The 21,930-nt window shown below is 68.6% G+C and carries 16 protein-coding genes and 1 pseudogene; 6 read left to right on the forward strand and 11 right to left on the reverse strand.

Features of this window, described 5'->3' with window-relative positions:
- Positions 1-14: 14 nt before the first annotated feature.
- The 5 genes from ACFXKA_RS11140 to ACFXKA_RS11160 all read right to left on the reverse strand — a co-directional run bounded on the left by ACFXKA_RS11140 (position 15) and on the right by ACFXKA_RS11160 (position 7,433).
- Entirely contained in the window at positions 15-1,244 is a 1,230-nt protein-coding gene (locus ACFXKA_RS11140) for a VWA-like domain-containing protein (RefSeq protein ID WP_379427060.1), read from the reverse strand.
- On the reverse strand, positions 1,241-2,488 hold the full coding sequence (locus ACFXKA_RS11145; protein ID WP_379427061.1) for an AAA family ATPase: 1,248 nt from the start codon (positions 2,486-2,488) through the stop codon (positions 1,241-1,243). Before ACFXKA_RS11145 ends, ACFXKA_RS11140 begins: the two co-directional genes overlap by 4 nt.
- A gap of 39 nt (positions 2,489-2,527) precedes the next feature.
- Positions 2,528-3,931 (reverse strand): hypothetical protein, encoded by a 1,404-nt coding sequence (locus tag ACFXKA_RS11150; protein ID WP_379427062.1) that lies wholly within the window; start codon positions 3,929-3,931, stop codon positions 2,528-2,530.
- A 145-nt stretch (positions 3,932-4,076) separates the two neighbouring features.
- A complete protein-coding gene (locus ACFXKA_RS11155; RefSeq protein ID WP_379427063.1) occupies positions 4,077-5,345 on the reverse strand; it encodes a glycosyltransferase 87 family protein in 1,269 nt (422 codons plus the stop codon).
- A 144-nt stretch (positions 5,346-5,489) separates the two neighbouring features.
- Positions 5,490-7,433 carry a serine/threonine-protein kinase gene (locus ACFXKA_RS11160; RefSeq protein WP_379427064.1) on the reverse strand — a complete coding sequence of 648 codons (1,944 nt, stop codon included), beginning with the start codon at positions 7,431-7,433 and terminating at the stop codon, positions 5,490-5,492.
- 504 nt (positions 7,434-7,937) lie between these two features.
- Between ACFXKA_RS11160 and ACFXKA_RS11165 the strand changes: the two genes are divergently transcribed.
- The 6 genes from ACFXKA_RS11165 to ACFXKA_RS11190 all read left to right on the forward strand — a co-directional run bounded on the left by ACFXKA_RS11165 (position 7,938) and on the right by ACFXKA_RS11190 (position 15,783).
- Entirely contained in the window at positions 7,938-8,348 is a 411-nt protein-coding gene (locus tag ACFXKA_RS11165; RefSeq protein WP_354835970.1) for a hypothetical protein, read from the forward strand.
- Positions 8,348-9,724: a hypothetical protein gene (locus ACFXKA_RS11170; protein WP_379427065.1), complete on the forward strand. Its 1,377-nt coding sequence runs from the start codon at positions 8,348-8,350 to the stop codon at positions 9,722-9,724. Before ACFXKA_RS11165 ends, ACFXKA_RS11170 begins: the two co-directional genes overlap by 1 nt.
- A complete protein-coding gene (locus ACFXKA_RS11175) occupies positions 9,721-11,061 on the forward strand; it encodes a VWA domain-containing protein (RefSeq protein WP_379427066.1) in 1,341 nt (446 codons plus the stop codon). The genes ACFXKA_RS11170 and ACFXKA_RS11175 overlap by 4 nt, the downstream gene beginning before the upstream one ends.
- 13 nt (positions 11,062-11,074) lie before the next feature.
- Positions 11,075-12,193, forward strand: a complete 1,119-nt coding sequence (locus ACFXKA_RS11180; RefSeq protein WP_354835976.1) for an AAA family ATPase — start codon at positions 11,075-11,077, stop codon at positions 12,191-12,193.
- Positions 12,190-14,994, forward strand: coding sequence for a DUF5682 family protein (locus ACFXKA_RS11185; protein WP_379427067.1), 2,805 nt, complete (start codon positions 12,190-12,192; stop codon positions 14,992-14,994). The genes ACFXKA_RS11180 and ACFXKA_RS11185 overlap by 4 nt, the downstream gene beginning before the upstream one ends.
- Positions 14,995-15,153: 159 nt before the next feature.
- Positions 15,154-15,783 (forward strand): hypothetical protein, encoded by a 630-nt coding sequence (locus tag ACFXKA_RS11190; protein WP_354835980.1) that lies wholly within the window; start codon positions 15,154-15,156, stop codon positions 15,781-15,783.
- A gap of 464 nt (positions 15,784-16,247) precedes the next feature.
- Here ACFXKA_RS11190 and ACFXKA_RS11195 read toward each other — a convergent pair whose 3' ends face one another.
- The 6 genes and pseudogenes from ACFXKA_RS11195 to ACFXKA_RS11220 all read right to left on the reverse strand — a co-directional run bounded on the left by ACFXKA_RS11195 (position 16,248) and on the right by ACFXKA_RS11220 (position 21,870).
- Positions 16,248-17,138, reverse strand: a complete 891-nt coding sequence (locus ACFXKA_RS11195; protein ID WP_379427216.1) for a CocE/NonD family hydrolase C-terminal non-catalytic domain-containing protein — start codon at positions 17,136-17,138, stop codon at positions 16,248-16,250.
- Positions 17,068-18,003 (reverse strand): annotated as a pseudogene (locus ACFXKA_RS11200) (CocE/NonD family hydrolase); the annotation flags it as partial. The pseudogene ACFXKA_RS11200 and the gene ACFXKA_RS11195, both read right to left, overlap by 71 nt.
- A gap of 259 nt (positions 18,004-18,262) precedes the next feature.
- The gene (locus ACFXKA_RS11205) at positions 18,263-18,880 is read right to left on the reverse strand and encodes a TetR family transcriptional regulator (RefSeq protein ID WP_379427068.1); all 618 of its coding nucleotides are present in this window, start codon (positions 18,878-18,880) and stop codon (positions 18,263-18,265) included.
- A gap of 157 nt (positions 18,881-19,037) precedes the next feature.
- Positions 19,038-20,063, reverse strand: a complete 1,026-nt coding sequence (gene dmpG / locus ACFXKA_RS11210) for a 4-hydroxy-2-oxovalerate aldolase (protein ID WP_379427069.1) — start codon at positions 20,061-20,063, stop codon at positions 19,038-19,040.
- Positions 20,060-21,043 (reverse strand): acetaldehyde dehydrogenase (acetylating), encoded by a 984-nt coding sequence (locus ACFXKA_RS11215; RefSeq protein ID WP_379427070.1) that lies wholly within the window; start codon positions 21,041-21,043, stop codon positions 20,060-20,062. Before ACFXKA_RS11215 ends, dmpG begins: the two co-directional genes overlap by 4 nt.
- Before the next feature lie 5 nt (positions 21,044-21,048).
- Complete coding sequence (locus tag ACFXKA_RS11220) at positions 21,049-21,870, reverse strand: 2-keto-4-pentenoate hydratase (protein ID WP_379427071.1); 822 nt, start codon at positions 21,868-21,870, stop codon at positions 21,049-21,051.
- Positions 21,871-21,930: the final 60 nt, after the last annotated feature.

Here is a 21,930-nt window from a genome sequence, read left to right on the forward strand (position 1 = left end):
GACGGCCCGCGCGGTCACCCGATATCGACGACCCTTGCCCAGGCGGGCGGACGGTCCGGTACGTAGTCCGGATCGTCTTCCCGCCAGGCGGGGTCCCGGCGGAACAAGCCCACGACCGTGCGGCAGGCGGGGCGGGCCGCCGGCCAGGGTGTCTGACCGTCCGTCAGCACCACGACCACATCCGGACGGGGTTGCGCGCGTATCGCTTTGGCGAAGCCGGTGCGCAGATCCGTTCCCCCGCCGCCGATCAGCGGGATGCCCTCGGCACGGCACAGCGGATCCGCGATCCGGGCCGCGGCGTCGCACGACAGCACCGTGACCAGGTCGCGGCGGCCGCCCACGGTCCGGGCGATGGCTGCCGTTTCGAGCAGCGCGCTGCCCAGTTCGGCGTCGCTGACCGACCCAGAGGTATCGATGATCACGGTGACGCGGGGTGGGGTGTGCCGCAGGCTCGGCAGGACGACGCCGGGCACTCCGGCCGAGCGCCGCGCGGGCCGCCCATAGCTGTAGTCCGCGCCGACGCCGGGGGCGGAAGCCGCCGAGCGGATCGCCGCTCCCAGCAGATCCCGCCACGGCTGCGGCGGGTGCACCGCCGCCTCCGCCCACCTGCGCCAGCCCTCGGGCGCGTGCCCCGGACGGCCGACAATGCCCTGCGCCACGCGAAATCGGACGGCGTCGCGTTCCTGTTCACTCAGTCCGTCCGCGCCGTCCGGCCCCAGTTCCCACTCCCGGTCGAGGCCGTCGGCGCCGCTGCCGCAGTCCAGCCAGGCCAGGTCCGCGGTGCGCGGCCCGAGGCGGAACTGACGCAGGTAGTCCTCCATGAGCTCACCGGAGCCCAGCCCCAGCGTCGACGGCAGCACCGCCCCCTCGGGCTGGACCAGGCCGTCGCCGAACGCGTCGTCGTTGATCTCGGCATCCGCGGCGATATTCATCCGCAGTCGCTCCGCCGGGCCGGTCAGGTCGTGCTCCCGGGCGAATCGGTCACTGCGCCTGTGATGTTCGCGCAGCAGATGCGACACCTCGTGTACCAGGACCGAGGCCAGGTCCTCCACCGGCGTGTAGTTCACGAACGCCGGCGACACATAGCACCGCCAGTACCGGTCCACGCCCATCGTCGGCACCCGCGGCGACTCGACCAGGTGCAGCGCGAACAGCGCGGTCGCCAGATACGGCCGGGCCCGGGCGGCCAGCAGCCGGGCGGCGAAGAGCTTGTCGAAGTCGATCCGCGCGGTGTCCGGCGTCATCGGCGCGCCTGCGCGGCGACCCGGGCCGCGGCACGATCCGCGCCCTGCGACACCGACACCATGCCGGCCAGTCGTTCGATCGAGGCGGGTACGTCCCAGTCGTCCCGTCGCAGGGTGGCGAGGGTCGTCGCGGGGACGACCACCAGGTCCGGGGCACCGGATTCCACGGCCTTCACCAGCAGCGCCCACGCCGCGTCCCAGCGGGATCGCTCCGGCCGCAAGCGGACTGCCGCCACCACACCGTCGAGCACGGCCTGACGGAGATCGCCACGCTCGGGCAGCTCGGCGGCGGCCGGGTCGGCGAGCAGCACCTCCGGATCGGGCAGGTCCATCCGGTCGATGCCGGCCAGCAATTCGAAACCGGGACCGTCGCCGACGGCGCCTCGGACCAGCAGGGACAGCACATCCCGTCCGGAGCCGGCCGCGGTGGCGAAGGCGATCAGCCGCACGGTCATCTCCCAGCTGCGCGGCGACGGCCAGGCGCCACCCCTGCGGGTTTCGGAGCTGGGCAGTTGATGGACGAGTGTGGGACGCGCCGCGAGCAGCACGCACACCGCACGGCGGGCGAAAGCCACTGCCTCCGTGACCTTTTCCGGAGCGAGCGTGGGCAAGGTCGCGCGCGGCCAGGTACCGCCGAGGCCCCGGACCACCACATCGTGATCGTGCGTCCACTGCAGGTGCACGAAACGGTTGGCCAGCGGCGGACTCAGCTCCCAGCCGTCGGCCGCCGAGGCACGCGGGTTGGCGGCGGCGACGATGCGGACACCGTCGGGCAGGCGCAGTGCACCGATCCGCCGCTCCAGGACCAGGCGGAGCAGGGCCGCCTGCACGGCCGGCGGAGCAGTCGACAGTTCGTCCAGGAACAGCAGCCCGCGACCCGCCCGCACCAGCCGGACGGCCCAGTCCGGCGGCGCCATCGGCACGCCGTGCGTCGCCGGGTCGTCTCCGATGATGGGCAGGCCCGAAAAGTCCGACGGCTCATGGACACTCGCGATCACGGTGGTCAGAGGAAGATCCAGGGAGGCGGCGAGCTGGGTCAGGGCCGCGGTCTTGCCGATCCCGGGCTCGCCCCACAGCAGCACCGGCAGGTCGGCGGCGACCGCCAGTGTCAGCGCGTCCAATTGGATGTTCGGGCGCGGCTCGGTGGTCACCGCGCCCAGAAGGTTCAGCAGTTCGCCCGCGACGTCGAGTTGGGAAGGGTGGGCGTGCTCCGCGGCCGGAGCGCACGTGGTTTCTACAGGCATGTGTGAATCACCTTTGGGTGTAAAGGAATTGGGGACAGATCAGCGTGCGGTCGCGTGGCGGGGATGCGCGCGGCTTGCGCTGCGGCGGCGGGCATGATCGCGCTCGGCCGCCGGTGGGGTCAGCGCTGGCCTGGTCAGCCCGGCCCGGAACAGCCCGTAGCCGATCCGCCGTTGCGCGGCAGCCTCGAGCTCGTCTCGCAGCGCTCCCGCACGCAGTAACGCGTCGGGTCCGAGCAGACCTTCTACGACGGCCAGCGCACCGGCGGTGTCGCCGTGGTCCAGCCGTTCACGAACGCCGACAAGACAATCCGGATGCCGATGCGCCCGGTCGATGGCCTGCAGACAGGGCAGCGGAGTGCCGGTCAACGCGACCAGCAGCTCCTCCCTGCGGACCTCCGCCGGATCGTGGTCCAGTGCGGCCAGCACCCCGTTCACCAGTCCGATGCGGTGCAGCTCGCCCCGGCAGTCCACCAGGTGCGGCCGGCCCGCCGGGTCGGCAATCGGGGAGATATCGGCGGGCGAATGATCCGTTACCAGCGCCGACGCAACCAGTGGATGCAGCCGATCGGGCGTGATGGCACCGGCACGAAGCAGTTCCAGATCGGGCAACACCCAGGTCGCCGCGTCCGGCAGCACCGGCAGCGCAGATATCCCGCCCCGCGGAAACGTCTGCTCGATCCGCATAACCGGCGAATCATCCTCGGGCACAGACACATCGACGACGATCCGCCGCCGTGCGCCACACCGAACCAGAACCGGCCCGGCCCGGCGCCCATGCGCCTGCAGCAGTATTCCCGCCTCAGCCGCCCATCGGTCGACGGCGCACCCCGGCGGCACCAGCTCCGACAGCCCGGAGCCCGGCATGCCTTCGTCGGCGAATCGCGCTGCACCGGAACGCATCCGCAGCTCATCACTGCTGCGGGCATCCCACAGATGACGGTGCAGATCGAGCCGGAACCGCCGGCTGGGGCGGGAATGCGGGTGCAGGCCGGCACCGGAGCGGGATCCGCCCCAGAGTGCGAGGCTGATTCGCTGGCCCGCATCCGCCCAGGCGGGCGCGGTCCGGACCACCAGATGCACAGAATGCTCTCTGCCACAACGGATTACTGATCCTTCCGGATCGTATCGTGCCAGGGTGATCGTCAGCCCCGGCCGAAGCAGACCGTCAGGAGCAATCCGCGGCATGTGCCAGCGCAACAGGTCCGGCGCCAAGTGGCGCAGATCGGCCCGCACCCGAGCGGCGAGTTCCCGGCCGTGGGCGCGCACCAGCGAACGCATATCGATATCGACATCGAAACCCGCTGCGGCACAAGCCCCGGCCCAGTCCCCGACACAACGCCGGGCAGTCGCGGTCTCGATCATGGACGGCGGCACGGCGTACTCACGCACGCGCAGCCAGAAGGAAAAGCGGGAATCGTCCCAATTCGTACTCGAAGTGCGCATCAGCACTCACCTGGCACGAACGGGACCCCCAATCTTTGTTCAGAAGGAGTCAACACCCGGCCGAGAATAACCCCTTCCACCGATCCGGTCCAGCCGCGGCGCATTACCGCGAGCCGACACAGGAAATGGTGAAACAGGAAGGGGCCTAACGGACCAGCGCGCCAACCGCAGGGTTCTGGGCGACCGGCCGCGCACGCCGGGTGCCGAGCAGGAACAGCGCCACCAGCAGCACGCTGAACCAGACGTAGGTGTTGCCGATGAGGTGCTGCCAAGGCGTCCAGTGCGATTCGCGATGTTCGCCGTCCGGGAGCCAATTCTGCGGGCCGATCACGAAGATCGCGGCCGTGATCGCGGTGACCAGATACCAGCCCACGGCACGGCGCCAGGGCAACCAGGTCGCGTAGCCGAGCATCGCCAGCAGGGCCGGGGCGATCCAGATCCAGTGGTGCGACCAGGAGATCGGGGACACCAGCAGCGTGAAGACCGCGTTGATCCCGAGGGCCAGCGGCGGGAAGTCCGCCGCGCGGCGCATGGCGGGCACCACCAGCGCCAGCAGTGCGGCGCTCAGTACCAGCCACAGAATCGTGAGCAGTGGCTTGTGGATCTCGAACCGAGCCAGCACCGCCTGAATCGACTGATTGGTGTGGAATGCCGAACCGCTGAGCCCCGACACATTGCCCAACCCGCCGAACCAGTACTTCACCGACGCCTGCGGCAACACGGCGAAGGTCAGCGCGGTCGCGACGGCACCGGTGATCGCGGCCGTGACGGCGGCCTTGTAATCACGCCGGATCAGGAAGTAGAGGATGAACGCGGCCGGCGTCAGCTTCACCGCGGCCGCGATGCCGATCAGCATGCCGCGCCGCCATTTCGGCTTCTCCGTCAGGCAGTCGGCCACCACGAGCACCATCAGCAGCAGATTGACCTGCCCGAAATCCAGCGTCGAGTGGGTCGGCTCCAGCAGCAGGGCCAGCGGCGTGGCGCAGGCGGTCACCCACAGCCCGAGCCGCTGCCGGCTCTCCCCCGGCCACACCCGCAGCGCCACCAGATAGAACGAAATCGCCAGCGCGGCCACCGAGGTCACGAAGAACCCGGTACGAGCCACGTCCCAGGGCAACGCCGCGAACGGCGACAGCACCAGCGCGGAGAACGGCGGATAGATGAAGGGCAGCCCGATCCCGATCGTGGTCTGCGGCAACTGCCCGTACATATCGCCGCCGTGCCATAGCGTCTGCACGCCCAGCCGATACACCTGCAGGTCGATGAACCCACCGGTGATCTGCTTGAACGGCCACACGGGCAGCATCAGGCACAGCGCGGTGAAGGCCACACACAACGCCGGAACCAGCCACATCACCCGCCCGAAACGGCGGGTCAGCGACTTCGGGTCAGCAACAGCGGTAGAACAACTCATCCGACATCACATTATCGGCGTCCCCTCCCAGGCGTGCACCCGCACCCACCGAGACTCGCCAATGGGTATCGATGCCGGTCGCAGACAGCCGCGCGCACCGCTCGGACCAGCGCAGCCGCCGCGTCCGTGTGGGGCTCCCGACCGCTAGTCCCGCCGCCGGGACGACTCCGATGCCGTATCGGGGTTCGGCTCGTCCGTGCCCGCGGCACACGTATCGGATGCGGAGGCAACACGTTCGAGCGCCTCGATATCTTTCTCGATGACGCCGTAGAGCAGATAGGCGAGCACGAAGCCGATGATGCCGCCGATGCACAGGATCCGGACCGCCCAGATAATGGATTCGATCTCCGCGCCCGGAAGGAAGGTTATGCCGGGCACGCCGACCAGCGGCACCGCGGCCGCCACGGTGAGGTAGAAACCGGTACGCCCGGCGAGGCAGCCCAGGTGGTCGATATCGGCGGCGTCGGACCGTCCGTGCACCAGGAAAAGGGGATACAGGCACCGCACCACGTACCAGGTGACCGCGAAATACGGATATGCCACCGCGATTGCGCCGCACACGACGACCGCCAGCACGGAATGCACGTAGGTGCCGCGTGGAACGCCGCCGGCGATCAGGTTCAGCAGCGCCGGGATGATCACGCCGCAGAGCACCCAGAACACGAAGGCGATCCGCGCCGCCCGGCTGCCGAGCCGCAGCGCATCGATACGCGTCCGAGTGAGGGTCTCGTCGCTGTAGTTCCATCCGAGCCGCAAACCGATGGGTACGACAATGAGGCGGCGCGACGCGTAGAGAATCAGGATTCCGCCCACCGCGAAAGCGAGTGGAATCAGTACCGAGGCGACATAGTCGAACGACCGCTGGGCTGCGGGCGTGAGCTTACTGATGATGAGCGTTTTGTTGTAGTAATAGTTGTACCCAGCCGCCACCACATTCGGTATTCCGATCGCTATCGCGATCATCGGCAGCGGCCACAGCGGTCCGGTCGGCCGCCGGGAGTGCGGCGGCGGGTCGGCCAGGTCCCGGGCCCGGGGGTCGAGGCACAGCTCGAATTGCTGAGCCAGCTCCGCGCCATTGACCCACCGATCGTCCCGCCGTGGCGACAGACAGGTCAGCAGCACGCGGCGCAGCGAGGCCGGGCAGTCGGCGGGCAGGTCGTCCAGGAATTCCGCGGCGATCGGGCGGCGGCGGAGCGCGAGCTCCTGCTCGACGTAGTCCTGCGAATCCTTCGCCTCGACCCGGGGGAACGGCCGCCGTCCGGTCAGCAGCTCCCACAACACGACGCCGAGGGCGTAGATGTCACTGCGTGTGTCCAAATCGTCGACCGTGCCGGGCAGCGTCGGGTGGCTCGCCGCGAGATGCTCGGGCGACATGTAGGCCAGGGACCCGCCGAAGTACGCCACCGGACTGCTGCCCGCGAGGTGGTCGCTGAAACTGATATTGAAATCGGCCAGCTTCGGCACACCGTCGGCGGAGAGCAGGATATTCGCGGGCTTGATGTCGCGGTGCAGTACACCCTGTCGTTCGGCGTAGTCCAGCGCCTCGGCGAGCCGGCGTCCGAGCCAGGCCACGGTCTCCGGCCACGACAGTGCGGCGATTTCCTCACGCACCCGCAGGCCCGTGGTGCGGATCTCGCCCTTCTCCTCCAAAGCCGCGTCGACGGCGTCCAACAGCAACCGCCCGCTTCGCAGCTCCGGCGGGGTCGCCCGGACCCGCTTCAGCACCGCCGCCAGCGTTCCACCCGGCAGGTACTGCATGTACAAGAGCTTCAGCCCGCGGTCCGGCAGCACCCGCTGGTCGTAGACCCGAACGATGTACTCGTGCTCCAACCGGGCGAGCGTCTGGGGTTCGAAGCCGTGGTCCGTGGAAACCTTCACCGCCACCAGCCGCTGCATCGAGCGCTGCCGCGCCAGGAACACCTTGGCGAACGAACCGTGGCCCAACTCCAGCAGCAGATCGAAATCGTCGATCCGATCCCCCGGCTCGAGTTCCTCACTCACGATCGGCGCGCTCGACCGCTCACCCACCGCCCGATCGGCCAATGGATCGAAGGCAGCGGTGGCATCGCCGGTCGGCCGATCACCCATTGCGCATCACCTCGAGCTGAAACCCCGAGCCATGATCGATTTTATCGCGCGGCGAGTTGCAGAGCGCACCGATCTTCGTGGAGCCTGGGGCCATCCATGGGCACGGATACGACGGAAATCCGAGTGGCCGCCGCCGGTGGACGAGCCGGGTTTGGGCACCGGGCGATGCGAATGGCGATGAATTGCACAGCTTCCCGGGCCAGGCATCGGAATTACGTTGCGAGTCAGCGAAATACGTCCGCTTCGGGCAGCGGCGCTCCGTTCACGGTAGCCGCGGGCGCCGGCGGACGGGCCCGGGAAGCCACCGCGGGAAGGGATCTTCACCAGCCGTTTCGGAGGTGGGGCGGGACTTGTCGGTGGGGTCACATACCTTGGGCGCATCGTGATCGACCGGGAGGGAGAACGATGGCCTCGAATCCGAGTGCCACGCCGGGTGAACCGGCTTGGGAAAGCGCTTCTGTGGTGCGGGTTTTGCCCGCTGTCGCGCCGCGGAAATTGAACAAGGTGCCGTTCGTCGAGCTGGCCGACGGACGCCTGCAGGGGGTGGTGTCGAGCGGCTCCGATATCTCACGGGTGTACGTGGCATCGGTGACCGCGGGGACCCACGGGCTGAGCTGCAGCACCAACAACAACCGGCCGTGCGGCGGGTTGAACCAGGGGTGGGCCTGCAAGCATCTGGACGCGCTGATCGATGAAGCGGTGCTCCAGTACGGGCAGGACCGGGTGGCGCGGTTCCTGCGGGTCGAGGTTCCCGAGGGTTCTCGACTTGCGCACTGTCTCAATGGAACTCGTGATCCGGCTCCGGCCGCCGCGGTGTTCAGCCGGTTCCTGCGGCATCTGACCTATCTGGAGCTGCCGGGTAGCACGGCGCCGATTCCGGAGCTGCACTGGTTCCCGGCGGGGGTGGGTCGCTGATGCAGGCGGTACAACTGGCCGCGCTGGTGGATGCGCCCGCCGGCGTAGAGGCAGCCCTGGACGCGGTGAGCGGGTTCGATTCCGCTCTGGTCAATGGCTTCGCCCGGGTTTCCGAACCGCAGAGCGCGGCGCTGGCGGCACTGGCCGCGGCGGTGGCGGGTTCGCCTCTGGCCGAGGCGGTTTCGGCGGCGGTGTCGAAGGTGAGCACGGGCGCGATCGGCGCGGATGAGCTGTCGGCGCTGGCCGCCGCCCGGGCCGCCCTGCTGGGCGCGGTGCACGATGCACTGGTCGGCCAGGCCGATACGGCCATGGGCCGCAATCGATCCGAGTGGACGGCGTCGCCGGATGCGGTCGCACCGAGCCCGCTCGCAGCGGGTTCCCGCGCCTGGCTGGGTGAACTGGCCATCGCCGGATGGCGCGGCGTGGACCACGACCTGGTGGCAGCCGCGGATCAGACCGTGGAGTCGCTGCTGGCCGAACCCGCGCTGCGGCGGCTGGCGATGCTGCTGGACGGCTTCACCGCCGAACTGGGCGCGTCCGCACCGATCGCCACCATGGACCGGGTGCCCGCGCGACGCTGGGCCGATCTGTGGACGCGCGCCCTGCTGCTGTCCTGGCGCGGCGCGGAATCCGCTGCCACCGAGCCGGTTTCGGGTCGTCTGCTCCCGCTCGGCGTGGACCTGCACGAGCACGGGACCGCCGTACAGGCACAGGTGCACGGCGTGCTCGAGGTCGCGGGCGCACCGGCCCGCCGGGTGCGGGTGTCGGTGGCGGCGGCCAAGGTGGACACCATTGTGGGACCGGCGGTGTGGCAGCTGCTGGGCGCGCATCGCCAGTTGCTCACCGCGCTGGCCGGGCAGCGCGCGCTGGAGCTCACCGACATGCCGCTGACAGCGACCGGTGACCTGCTGTGGGATGACGATCGGGCGAAGGCTGGGGAGGCCGCCGATCCGTTCGTCACCGCCACCGTGCAACTGCCGCAGGCGCAGGCCCCGGCCGTCGCGCCGCTGGATCGCGATCCGGTGCACATCGCCGAACCGGTTGTGCTCGAGGGGTACCGGTTCCGCGACGGCGCACTTGAGATGGGTGAGCAGCGGATCCGGGTGGAGCTGGACGCGCTCCCGTCCGCCGGTCCGCTCACTCCGGCCGGGGTGACCGGGTCCAGCGCCATGATCGGATTGCTGCGCTGGGATGCGGGCGTCTGGTCGGTGCGGCCGCTGGCCGTGCAGCGCAAGGTCAAGGGTGCGCTCACCGCGTTCCACAACGGTGATTGGGCGCTGGGCCCGACGGATCCGAAAGTCGCCAAGGCACAGGCCAAGTCGGGCGATGCCGTGGCGGTGCTGCGCGAACGCGCGGGACGGTTGCTGCGCAAATGACGAATCATGAAACGCGACGCCAGATCCTGTACTGGCGTCTCCTGGCCGGTGTCTTCACCGGAGATCAGCAACCGGCGCTGGAGCAGGCCAGCGCGGGCATCGTCGACGAGCTGGGTCTGCCGCTGGCCGTACTCGATCCGGGCATCTCCATCGACAATGTGGTGCAACGCTATCCGGAGATGCAAGCGGAGTTCGAAAGCCTCGACTTCTCCGAGAACGGGGACTCCGCGACCGAGGGGGCGGCGGCCGACGACGCCGGGAACGAGACCGAAGCCGCCGCGCCCCAGTCCATCGGCGCGGCCGATGTCCGCAGCGCCGCACTGGTTTCCAAGCTGCTGCTGAACGTCTTCGCCACCGGCTCCGGCCAGGTCAGCGCCACCCAGCTGGCGGGCTGGCAGTCCGATGCGAACTGGCTGCGGCGCTGCCTGGGCGAGGAGCAGGCCGGCGCCGTGCAAGGCGTGCTCACCGGCCTGGAAGGTGAGCTGGTGTCCCGCATGCGGCTGCGCGAGGTACTCGCCGATCCGCACCTGGCCGCCCAGCTCACCCCGAGCATGTCGCTCATCGAACAACTGTTGCGCGACAAGCACAATCTGTCCGGCGTGGCCCTGGCCAATGCCAAACGCCTCATCCGCCGCTACATCGACGAGGTCGCCGAAGTGCTGCGCACCCAGGTGCAGCAGACCAGTGTGGGCACCGTCGACCGCTCGGTCCCGCCCAAGCGCATCCTGCGCAATCTGGATGTGGACCGGACGATCTGGAAGAACCTGCCCAACTGGAACCCCCAGGACGAGCGGCTGTACGTCGACCGGCTCTACTACCGTCAGACCGCCAAGCGCACCGTCCCCGCCCGCATGATCGTGGTGGTGGACCAGTCCGGCTCCATGGTCGACTCCATGGTGAACTGCACCATCCTGGCGTCGATCTTCGCGGGCCTGCCCAAGGTGGATGTGCATCTCATCGCCTACGACACCCGCGCCCTGGATCTCACCCCGTGGGTGCACGACCCGTTCGAGGTACTGTTGCGCACCAATCTCGGTGGCGGCAACGACGGCCCGGTCGCCATGGCCATGGCCCAGCCCAAGATCACCGACCCGAAGAACACCGTGCTGGTGTGGATTTCGGACTTCTACGAGTTCGACCGCTCCCAGCCGCTGTTCGAGGCCATGGAGGCGGTGCACCGCTCCGGGGTGAAGCTCATCCCGGTCGGCTCGGTGAACAGCTCCGGCCACCAGAGCGTCAACCCGTGGTTCCGCGAACGGTTCAAAAATCTTGGCACCCCGGTGATTTCCGGACGCATCCAGAAGCTCGTGCACGAACTCAAGAACTTTCTCGACTAGGAGACCAGCCATCATGAACGACGTTTTGCGCGCCCCCGCCGAGGTCAAGTACGCCGAGGAACTGGATTGGCTGGAGTCCATCGACGACGGCCCCAAGCCGTTCGCGTGGCGGCTGAGCCCGAAGATGGTGCGGCTGTTCATACTCGGCTCCGAACGCGCCGACGGACTGGACCGCGAGGTGGAGCAGAAGTGGTTCGGTGACCGCAGTTTCGTCGAGCGCAGCATTGTCACGCTGGCCTCGGACCGGGGTCTGCTGCTCATCGGCGATCCGGGTACCGGCAAGAGCTGGCTGGCCGAGCTGCTGTCGGCGGCCATCAGCCGCAATTCCACGCTGGTGGTGCAGGGCACCGCCGGCACCACCGAGGACCACATCAAGTACTCGTGGAACATCTCCATGGTCATCGCCAAGGGTCAGTCGCGGGAGTCGATGATCCCGTCCCCGATCATGACCGCCATGGAGCAGGGCGTGATCGGCCGCTTCGAGGAACTCACCCGCTCCACCAGCGATGTGCAGGACGCGCTGATCTCCATCCTGTCGGAGAAGTACGTCTCGATCCCCGAGCTCGATGACGACAATGTGGTGTTCGCGCAGCCGGGCTTCTCCATCATCGCCACCGCCAACAGCCGCGACCGCGGTGTGAACGACCTGTCCTCGGCACTCAAGCGGCGCTTCAATTTCGTGCGAATTCCGGTGGTGTCCAACAAGAAGAGCGAGGCGGAGATCGTGCGCTTCCGCACCGCGGAACTGCTGCGCCGCCACTCCATCGAGCTGGAACTGCCGCCCACGCTGCTCGACATCCTGCTGGAGAGCTTCGCCGATCTGCGCGCCGCCGCGGCCGCCGCCACCAGCGACGACGACAAGCTCGAGTCGGCGCTGTCCACCGCCGAGCAGATCGGCGTGCTCGAGGACGCCATCCTGCACAGCCAGTTCTTCGGTGCGAAGGAACTGCGCGCGGAGACCCTCGCCGGTTCGCTGGTCGGGTCGCTGGCCCGGCGCACGCCCGAGGACCTGGCCATTCTCAACAAGTACCTGCACGGCGTCGTCGAGCCACGCACCAAGGACAAGAAGGGCGATGCCGCCTGGGGCGAATTCCTCGAAGGCGGCCGGGCGGCGATCGCGAGGCTGTCGTGAACGTGCCCGACACCCGGCCCGCGCCGAATACCTTTGCCGCGCTGCGAGATCAGCTGGCGGACGCGGCCGTCGCGTTCGCCGGCGCACCCGGGGCGGCGGGCGACATCCTGGCGGGCATCGTCGACGATGTCGACCGGGCGCTGTCGGAGCGGCTGGAGATCTTCCCGGTCTGCCACCACTCGCCCGCCTCCGGTCTGGCCATGGTGCGGCGGCTGCGCGAGAAGCAGCCGAGCGTCATCTACCTGGAATTGTGCGAGGACATGCGGCCGCTGATGGACGAGCTGCGCAACTGCCGCCTGCCGATTGCGCTGCAGGCCTTCGCCACCGAGATCGAGGGCTTTCCCGCGGAATGGGCGCCGCTGTCGGTGGTCGCGCCGATCACCGAATCGTCGGCCGAGTACCAGGCCATCGCCTACGCGCTCGATACGCCCGGCGTCGAACTGGTGCTGGTGGATCGGTCCACCGATCACGTCTTCCAGTGGGCTCCCGAGACGAAGAAGCAGTCCGAGACACCCGCCGACGGCGAGCAGCGCGAGGACGACGGCCTGCACGGCGGCGCGGTCGGCCTCGAAATCGGTGATCTGCGACCGCGTTTCGCCGAACTGGAAGAACACCTGCTGCACCACGGCAAGGTCCGGCACTGGTCGGAATGGTGGGACCAGTACGTCGAGCAGCCCCTGGTGGACGCCGACTACGACACCTACCGCCAGGTCATGGTGATGATCGGCAGCCTGTTCCGGCGGCTGCGGCGCGGCAGCACCGTCGAGGACGAGGACCGCGAACGGTATATGTGGACCCGCATGCGCGAACACCTGGCCGCCAACGACATCGATCCGGCACAGGCGTTGTACGTGTGCGGCGCGGCCCATGCGGCCAGCCCGGTCGAACAGTTCGGACTGGCCGCGTCGGAGCCGTTCGAGATCTCGCCGCGCTCGGCCACCACATGGCACTACGGGCTGATCCCGTCCAGCCACTCCGCCATCGAGGCGCAGTTCGGGCTGGCCGGCGGCGCGGTGTCGATCGCGGCGGCCACCTGGGCGAAGGGGTTGCGGCGCGGCAAATTGCAGTCGTTCCAGCTGGAAGGCCAGCAGGGAGCGAAGAAGCGCGCCAAGCAGCCGCCCCTTCCGGCGGAATCGGAAGCCGAAGTGACGGACCGGCTTTCGGGCTTCCTGTCCCGGCCACCGGTGCTGGACCCGCTCGACGAGGCCGAGCTCCTGGAGTGGTCGGTGGATATCGTCCGGCTGGCCCGGCGCAACGGCTACCTGGCCAGCACCGCCGACGCCATCGCCATCTTCGAGACCTCGATCCTGCTGGCGGGCTTGCGCAATCGTGCCCGTCCGACGCCGTACGACTTCCAGGACGCGGCCGTCACCTGCCTCGAGAAAGACCGGGTGCCGGGGCGGCGGGATGTGCGGCGGCTGTGCGAGATCCTGCTCGGCGGCGACCGCATCGGCCAGGTCGGGTACGCGGCGCTGCCGCCACTGGCCCGCGACGTGCTCGATCGGCTGGCACCGCTGGGACTGGATCTGTCCAAGCGGACGCTGCAACGCGCGCTGCTGGACCTGAAGGCGAATCCGGACCTGCGGCCGTGCTCGAATCTGCTGTGGCTGCTGCGCAGGCTGCTGCCGCAGGACGCGCTGCGGCCCATCATGGGCTCGCGCGGACTGGGTGAGACCTCGATCCAGGAGAGCTGGGACATCGGGCTCGGCAAACACCAGCGCTCACTGGTGGAGCTCGGGTACGAGGGCGTGTCGGTGGAGCAGGTGCTGGAGCAGCGCCTGCGGCGCGCGGTCGCCGCGCCGGACGCGACCGCGGCCGTGGCGCTGGGCGCGGTCGAGGACGCGCTGGTGTATCTGGGATCGGTCCGGCTCGCCGACGAGCTGGGCCATCGTGCGGTCGAACTCCTCGCCGCGGAACGGACAGTGGACGACGCGCCCGTCGTGCTGCGGCGGATCCGGGTGCTGCTCAACTACTTCCGCTCCACCGAGGACGGCCTACCGGCATGGTGCGAACGGTTCGTGACAGCGGGGTACGCGCACTACTGCACCCTGCTGCCCACCGCCTTCGCCGCGGAGGAGACCGGGCCAGGGCAGGTAGCGGCCATGCTGGGCTTCCTGTTCGGGATGGAGAATCTGGCGCTGTCGCTGGGCTGCGATCACACCCAGCTGGAACTGGCGGTGCTGCAATCACATCCGGAGGCACCGGCCAAGGTGGCCCTGCTGTGGGCGGCGCGGTTCCAGCTCGGCCTGCTGACCATGGCCGAGCTGCGCGCGCGGTGCGACGGGATGCTGGCCAATCCGCTGGTGCTGCCGACGGTTCCGCAGTACGTGAGCGGTTTCGTGCAGGCCATCGACCCGGCTCCGGCACTGAAACCCTTTGTGGTGGAACTGTTGTCGAAGGCCTTCGGCACGCTGCCGGACACGGTGCTGCTGCCCTGGCTGCCGAAGTTGATCACCACCCTGAAGGATCAGGCGGGCGACCTGATTCCGGGCCTGGTCCGGGAAGCGGGCCGTACCTTCCCCGGCGCGTTGCCCGCCGTGGACGCCTTCGTCCCGCCCTGGTCGGCCGAATTCACCACGGCCGCACCGCCGGTGGCCGCGGCACCGCGCGGGCCGGTCACCGAACTGCTGGCCGCCCACCCCGCCGCGTGCGACGCGCTCAGCGGACTGCTCGGCATCGACGGCGGCTGGCAGGAGGCCGGCCCGGCCGGAAACCACGAGGTAGCCGGCCTGCTCGAGCGGTTCCCCGGCACCGCTGCGGCATTGACCGCGCTGCTCGACGTGCCGGCCGCGCGGAGCTGACGCGGGTCCGGCCGGCTCGTCCTTCCGACGGACGGCCGGCCGGACAGTCATTCGAACCGTGCATTGCTGGTAGGCGGGCCGCACAGCACAATTCATACGGTTCGGTCTCGAATTCGGGAGCGCCTCGCGCAGGGCGCGAGAACACGTTACAGTCCGCCCGTGAAATATCTTGTGGGATGCGCAATGGCCCTGTCGTTCGCGGCGGGTTCACCGGTGGCGCAGGCGGATTCCGCACCGACCTGTACCGACACCCCGAACGCCTACACCGCCGGCTGGCAAACCGGCTGGGCCACATATCAGGCCGAGCAGAAGAGTCCGTCGTCCGGCACGTCGTCGCGGACGGTCGATCTGCCGATCACCATCAATGCGCCGATCGCCAAGGTATGGACGGTGTACTCGAACCTGCGCAACGACATCGGGCGGCATCCTTTCCTGAAGGACATCATCACGCATCGCACCTGCACCGACGGCGTCACCGAAACCATCGATTTCACCGCGCTGGAGAACGTTCCGATGGGCTCGGTCGACTACCCCGCGAAAACCCAGGCCGAACAGCGCCTCTATCCGGCTGATCATTACTACCTGACCGACAGCTATGACTCGCCCGGAATCATCACCCATCAGAAGATCACCTTCGTCGACAACGGCAACGGCACCACCACGGTGAACGAGCACCTCACCTTCATCGCCAACCCGCTGCTCATCAACTTCACCGTCGACAATGGCGTTTCATCCCACCAGGCGTACCAGGCCGCCCTGAAACGCGACATCGAAAACGGCACCCTCTGACTGCGACAAGGCCCGGTCCTGATGGACCGGGCCTTTCTCGTTTGGCACGCCAGAAAGCGACTGCTGAGCAAATTTCGGCCTCCGGAACATCCGGCCCGGCGAGCGAGCGACCTTGACATCCTCTGCAAAAGTGTGTGCACTTTAGGGCGGATCCCTTCGTCACCGCGGGTCTGCGAACCTTCGTTGTGCATCGGTGGCGCCTCAATGAGGGCAGCGTCTCGATGCGCCTGTCACTCGGTCGCGGTACATACGAATGGCAGTGAGCGAGTGGGGCATACCGCCCGTTCATCGCCAGAGCCGCTGACAAGGCATGGGCTGCAATGCTTCTCGCATATCGTGATCGATTTGTATTGCCGCCAGCCCCATTTCGTACACTGCCCGCGAAAAAGCGTGCGCTGCCACGGAGTCGGCCGCATAGTGCAACGGCGGCCAACCCGGGAAGTGGACAGTGATGTGGCATTGCATTACGCCGGTGGTTCCTTCGGCGTACCGGACCGATCGCCGCTTCCGCCCGCCAGGATCGGAAGGAGCAGGCGTGAGCTGGAGTGGATCGTGTTGACGCCCTCGATCCCGACGGGTGCGTGGCTGAACAGCAGCATGGGCTGGAAGTCCTCGCGAGTGTCGTCGCTGGTGAGGATCAGCCGGATGCGGTGCCCGCGCTGGAACAGGCGGGCGTTGGCGACCAGCGGGATGCGGTAGTCGACCGGCTCGCCCACACGGATGGGGATCCACGCCCGCGCCGGGAGGACGGGCCGGCCCGTCTCACTCGCCCCCTCGTCGACGTGGCGCATGCCGGCGCGCAGCCAGCCCTGGGTGACGTCGGTGGCCGTGCCGTCCGGGCCGACGTCTTGCAGGAGCAGGATCCATGCGGTGTCCGTCGCGCCGCTGGTGGCGGTGAGCCGTAATTCCGGATGACCGACCATCTCGATGTCTTCGGGAAGCGGGTCGCTGGTCCAACTCAGCTGTGCGGGCATCGCGTCCGCACCGTCGGTGGCGTAACTGAGCGCGCCCGGCCGCTCGTCGGCGGTAAGGGAGCCGTCGGCGTTGAGGGCCAGGGCGGTGTGGGTGGCCGGCGGGGGCCAGGAGTCGGCGGTGCGCCACTCTTCTGCCCCGGGCAGCCAGTAGCGGATGGCAGGGCCTTCGAGAATGCCGGTGTCCGCCCCCTTGAGCCAGTGATCGAACCAGGCGAGCCTCGACGTGCATGCTTTCCCATGGCCACGGCAGGCCGTAGGCCCCGAGCATGGCCATGCGCACGTGCGGGTTGTGGGCGAGGGCGTCCCAGGCTTCGAAGAGGCCGGGCAGGTGGAGGGGGACACTGGACCACTCGCCGCCGAGGTAGACGGGTATGTCGACATCGGCGAGCAGTCCGGTCAGATCACGCTCGTCCCACCACGCATCGCGGGTGGGGTGATCGGTGACCACTGCCTCGAGCAGGTCGTTCCATGGGTGGGCGGCGTGGCGGAAGCGGCTGACCTGCTCCAGGCGGTGGTGTACCTGGACGGCGTCGCTCCGGCTGAACCGCCGGTGGACGGCCGGGATGGCGAGGAACCGGCGCAGAAGACGGGACAGGCCCGCGCGGTAGAGGCGGTCGCCGTGGGCGGACAGGACGCCCAGCGCATGGATCCAGGGGGTGAAGAAGGCCGCGCTCAACAGGCCGTTGTGGTACGCGGCTTCCCGGGCCTGAACGGTGACGTTGAAGGGGAACAGGGCCCTGAGGTGCGGCGGGCGCTGGGTGGCCGCCTCCAACTGGGTCATGGCGTAGTAGCTGATGCCGATCATGCCCACGTTCCCGTCACACCAGGGTTGCGCGGCGACCCACTCGACCAGGTCGAACAGATCCTTGCGCTCCTGCTCGTCGAAAAAGGTGTAGACGCCGCCGGAGCCGACGGTGCCGCGCAGGTTGGCGATGACATGGGCGTAACCGCGCGGCACCCAGAAGTCGCTGTTGCCGGCCTCGATGATGGCCGCGGGGGCGCCCAGGTCCTGGAGCTGGCGGGGGTAGGGGGCCGCCGCGATGAGGGCGGGGAATCTGCCCTCCGCGTCGGGCCGGCGAATGTCGGCCAGGAGCTGGGTGCCGTCACGGACCGGGACCGGCACATTGTTCTCGCGGGTCGTCCCGTGGCCGGCGGTGGACAGGTTGCGGTACCGGCGACCGGTCGTCTGCGGTCCGTTGAGCTGACGCTGACCGGTCTCCACTCCAGCGGTCTTGAATCGAGCCATCGCACCTTCATTTCCACGTGTACTGAAATTAACTGTCCTCACCGTACGCGCACCGACTCGCCACGGGCAAGCATAATTTCCATACGTCGTGAAAATATGGTAGGTCCGAGGGAATTCGAGGCCGCGGACCGGGACCGCTGCATCGTCCTCGCAGGTCACCCCACTAGACGGGGGACGGATCGAGGTGCTGACGACCGGCGGTGTGCGCCGGAAATCGAGGTGCCGACGGGCCACGTCCGGCCCGGTCAGTCGCTCGCGGTCAGGCGTTCCCCGGGATGTCCTCGCCCAGGTCGCCCGTGAGGTAGTGCTGCACAGTCGGCGCGATCAGGCGGATGACCTGCTCGGTCGGGATGTCGGCGATGCGGTCGATCCCCCAGACGTAACGCGTCATCGCCAGGCCCACGATCTGCGTGGACACCAGACTTGCGCGCACCTCGGCCTCGTCGCGGGGAAGGCTCGCCGACACGACCTGCAGAACGAGGGCGGAGAAGATGGAGCGGAGGCGCTCCATGGCGAAGGGCTCGTGACTTGCCGCGAGGAGGATCGAGCGCAGGACCTCCGCGGTGGCCGGATCGTCCCACATGCGCACCGCCACCTCCACGAAGGCTCGCCCGCGCTCCTCCAGCGGCACCTGGGCGGCCTCGGCAATGCGCTCACCGAAGGCGGCCGGCGGCTCCAGTGCCGCTTTCAGCAGTCCGGGCTTGTTCGAGAAGTAGTAGTTCACCAGGGTGGGATCGACATCGGCGGCCTGAGCCACCGAACGCAAGGAGGTCCCGTTGTAGCCCCGCTCGGCGAAGGACTTGCGAGCCGCGGCCAGGATGCGGTCCGCCTGCGCGCCACGTTCGCCACGCGGACCTCGTCCCGCTCGTGCCGCCATGTCCCGCTGTCCCCCTTTTTTGCCCGTTCCGTGCTCGCGTGATCGCCTGCGGATGCTGTTTCAGCACCTGCTCGAACATATTTCAACATACCGTGAAATTGCAACCACCAGCCGGAACGGACACCCAGCAGGACCTGGGCAAGGCGCTGCCCCTCCGTCAGGCTGTCGCCCTGTCGGCGGCGGGGAGCAAGTCCAGGGCTATGTCGACGATGAGGTCCTCCTGTCCGCCGACCAGTCCGCGGCGTCCCACCTCGAGCAGGATCGTGCGCACGTCGATGCCGTAACGCCGCGACGCCGCTTCGGCATGGCGCAGGAAGGACGAGTAGACCCCGGCGTACCCGAGGGTGAGGGTTTCGCGGTCTACCCGCACCGGACGATCCTGCAGCGGCCGCACCAGGTCGTCGGCGGCGTCTTGCAGCGCGAACAGATCGCAGTTGTGCTTCCAGCCGGCCAGATCGGCGACCGCGACGAAAGGTTCGATCGGGCAGTTGCCCGCCCCCGCACCGTGTCCGGCGAGTGAGGCATCGACCCGGGTGACGCCTTCTTCGACCGCCACCACCGAGTTGGCCACCGACAGCGAGAGGTTCTCGTGCGCGTGAATGCCGATCTCGGTGCCCGGATCGAGCGCCTGACGGTAGGCGCGAACCCGGGCACGGACACCGTCCATGGTCAGCCGGCCACCGGAATCGGTGACGTAAACGCACTGCGCCCCATACGATTCCATCATTTTCGCCTGTTCGGCGAGGCGAGCCGGTTCGGCCATGTGCGACATCATCAGGAATCCGGAGACATCCATGCCGAGTTCCCGTGCGGTGGCGATGTGCTGGGCCGACACATCGGCTTCGGTGCAGTGGGTGGCCACGCGCACCGACCGGACGCCCAGCCGGTAGGCCTGCTTCAGTTCTTCGATGGTGCCGATGCCGGGCAGCAGCAGCGTCGTCAGCCGGGCGTTCGTGAGATTGGCGGCGGCGGCCTCGATCCATTCCCAGTCGGTATTGCTCCCGGGCCCGTAGTTCAGGCTGCCTCCGGCGAGACCGTCGCCGTGGGCGACTTCGATGCCGTCGACACCCGCCGCGTCGAGCGCGGCCACGATCCGGCCGACGTCGTCGGGCGTGATGCGATGGCGCACCGCGTGCATGCCGTCGCGGAGTGTGACGTCTTGGATGAACAGCTGGGTGGTCATCGGAGCGCTTCCTGTTCTGCCGGGGCGGCGGCGATCGTGTCGGCGATGGATTCGGCGTAGCGCACCGCCGCCGAGGTCATGATGTCGAGGTTGCCCGCGTATGCCGGGAGATAGTGGGCGGCTCCTTCGACTTCCAGGAAGACCGACACCTGATGCGTGGGCGCGGCCGCCGTGTCCGGGCCGAGCAGGGTGCGCACCGGTTGATCCTGCGGGACGGCGCTGATCTGAACTCGTTGCTTGAGGCGGTAGCCGGGCACGTAGGTGGCCACCTGCGCGACCATCTGCTCCACCGATTCGCGAATCGCCCGGTGGGTACCGGAATCGGGTGCCGTGATCAGGCACAGCACCGTATCGCGCATGATCAGCGGCGGGTCCGCGGGATTGAGGATGATGATGGCCTTGCCGCGCCGGGCGCCACCGACCGTTTCGATCGCGTGCGCGGTGGTCTCGGTGAACTCGTCGATATTGGCGCGGGTACCCGGCCCCGCGGATTTCGAGGCGATGGACGCGACGATCTCGGCGTAGGCAACCGGTGCGACGCGGGAGATGGCGGCGACGATCGGGATGGTGGCCTGCCCGCCGCAGGTGACCATGTTGACGTTGGGCGCGTGGCGATGTTCGTCGAGGTTCACCGCCGGTACGACGAACGGGCCGAGCGCGGCCGGCGTCAGATCGATCAGGCGTTTGCCGAGCGGTTCGAGCACCGCGGCGTGGGCGGCGTGGGCTTTGGCGGAGGTCGCGTCGAAGACCACGTCGATCTCGTCGAAGTTCGGCAGCCTCAGCAGGCCCTCGACGCCGTCGGCCGTGGTCGGGATGCCGAACCGGCGGGCGCGGGCGAGTCCGTCGGATTCCGGGTCGATGCCGACCATCGCACCCATCGTCAGCACGTCCGAGTGCCGGATCACCTTGATCATGAGATCGGTGCCGATGTTGCCCGACCCGATCACCGCGACCTTCAGCCCGGCGGGTTTGTCGTTCATGATTCTCACTCCTGGACGAAGTTCGCGGTCACCGAGCCGAGTCCGGTGATGTCCGCGGTGACGGTGGCGGGGCCCTGGATCGGGGCCATGGGTCCCAGCGCTCCGGAGAGCACGATCTGCCCGGCGCGCAGTGGCCGACCGAACTCGCGGGTGGTCCGTGCCAGCCAGGCCAGGGCGTGCAGCGGATCGCCGAGGCAGGCGGCGCCGGTTCCGGCCGACACGTGGACACCGTCGATCGCCATCCGCATCCGCACCGAAACGGGGTCGAAGGTATCGAGGGTGCGGCGTTCGGAGCCGAGAACGAACAGGCCGCTGGAGGCGTTGTCGGCGACGGTGTCGCCGAACGTGATGTCCCAGCCCGCGATGCGGCTGTCGACGATCTCGAGCGCGGCCACCGCGTAGCCGACCGCGCTGCGAACCTGCTCGTCGTCGAGCGAGCCGTCCACCAGGTCCTGTGCGAGCACGAACGCGACTTCGGCTTCGACCTTCGGTTGCAGCAGCCGGCTCAGCGGCACGGGCGTGTCCTGCCCGTAGTGCATGTCGTCGAACAACACTCCGAAATCCGGTTGGTCGACGCCGAGCTGCCGCTGCACGGCCGGGGAGGTCAGGCCGATCTTGCGGCCGACGACCTGGGCGCCGGCCGCGATGCGCCCGGCGGTCAGCAGTTCCTGCACCGCATATGCCGCGGCCACGTCGTCGGCACCGATCAGATCGCGGACCGGCGCGCACGGGGTGCCGGAGCGGGCAGCCGCGCCGAGCATGTCGGCGGCGATCGCGGCGGTGTCCGCGTCCGCGGAGCGTCGGTCAAGGCTTGGAGGTGGTGGCATCGGAAACTCCGGATTCGTGACGAAGGCTGGAACAGCGATCTCACTGTCACCGCGGGCAGG

Origin of the sequence: Nocardia sp. NPDC059228 (genome assembly GCF_042754245.1) — a bacterium.
Classification (GTDB): Bacteria; Actinomycetota; Actinomycetes; order Mycobacteriales; family Mycobacteriaceae; genus Nocardia.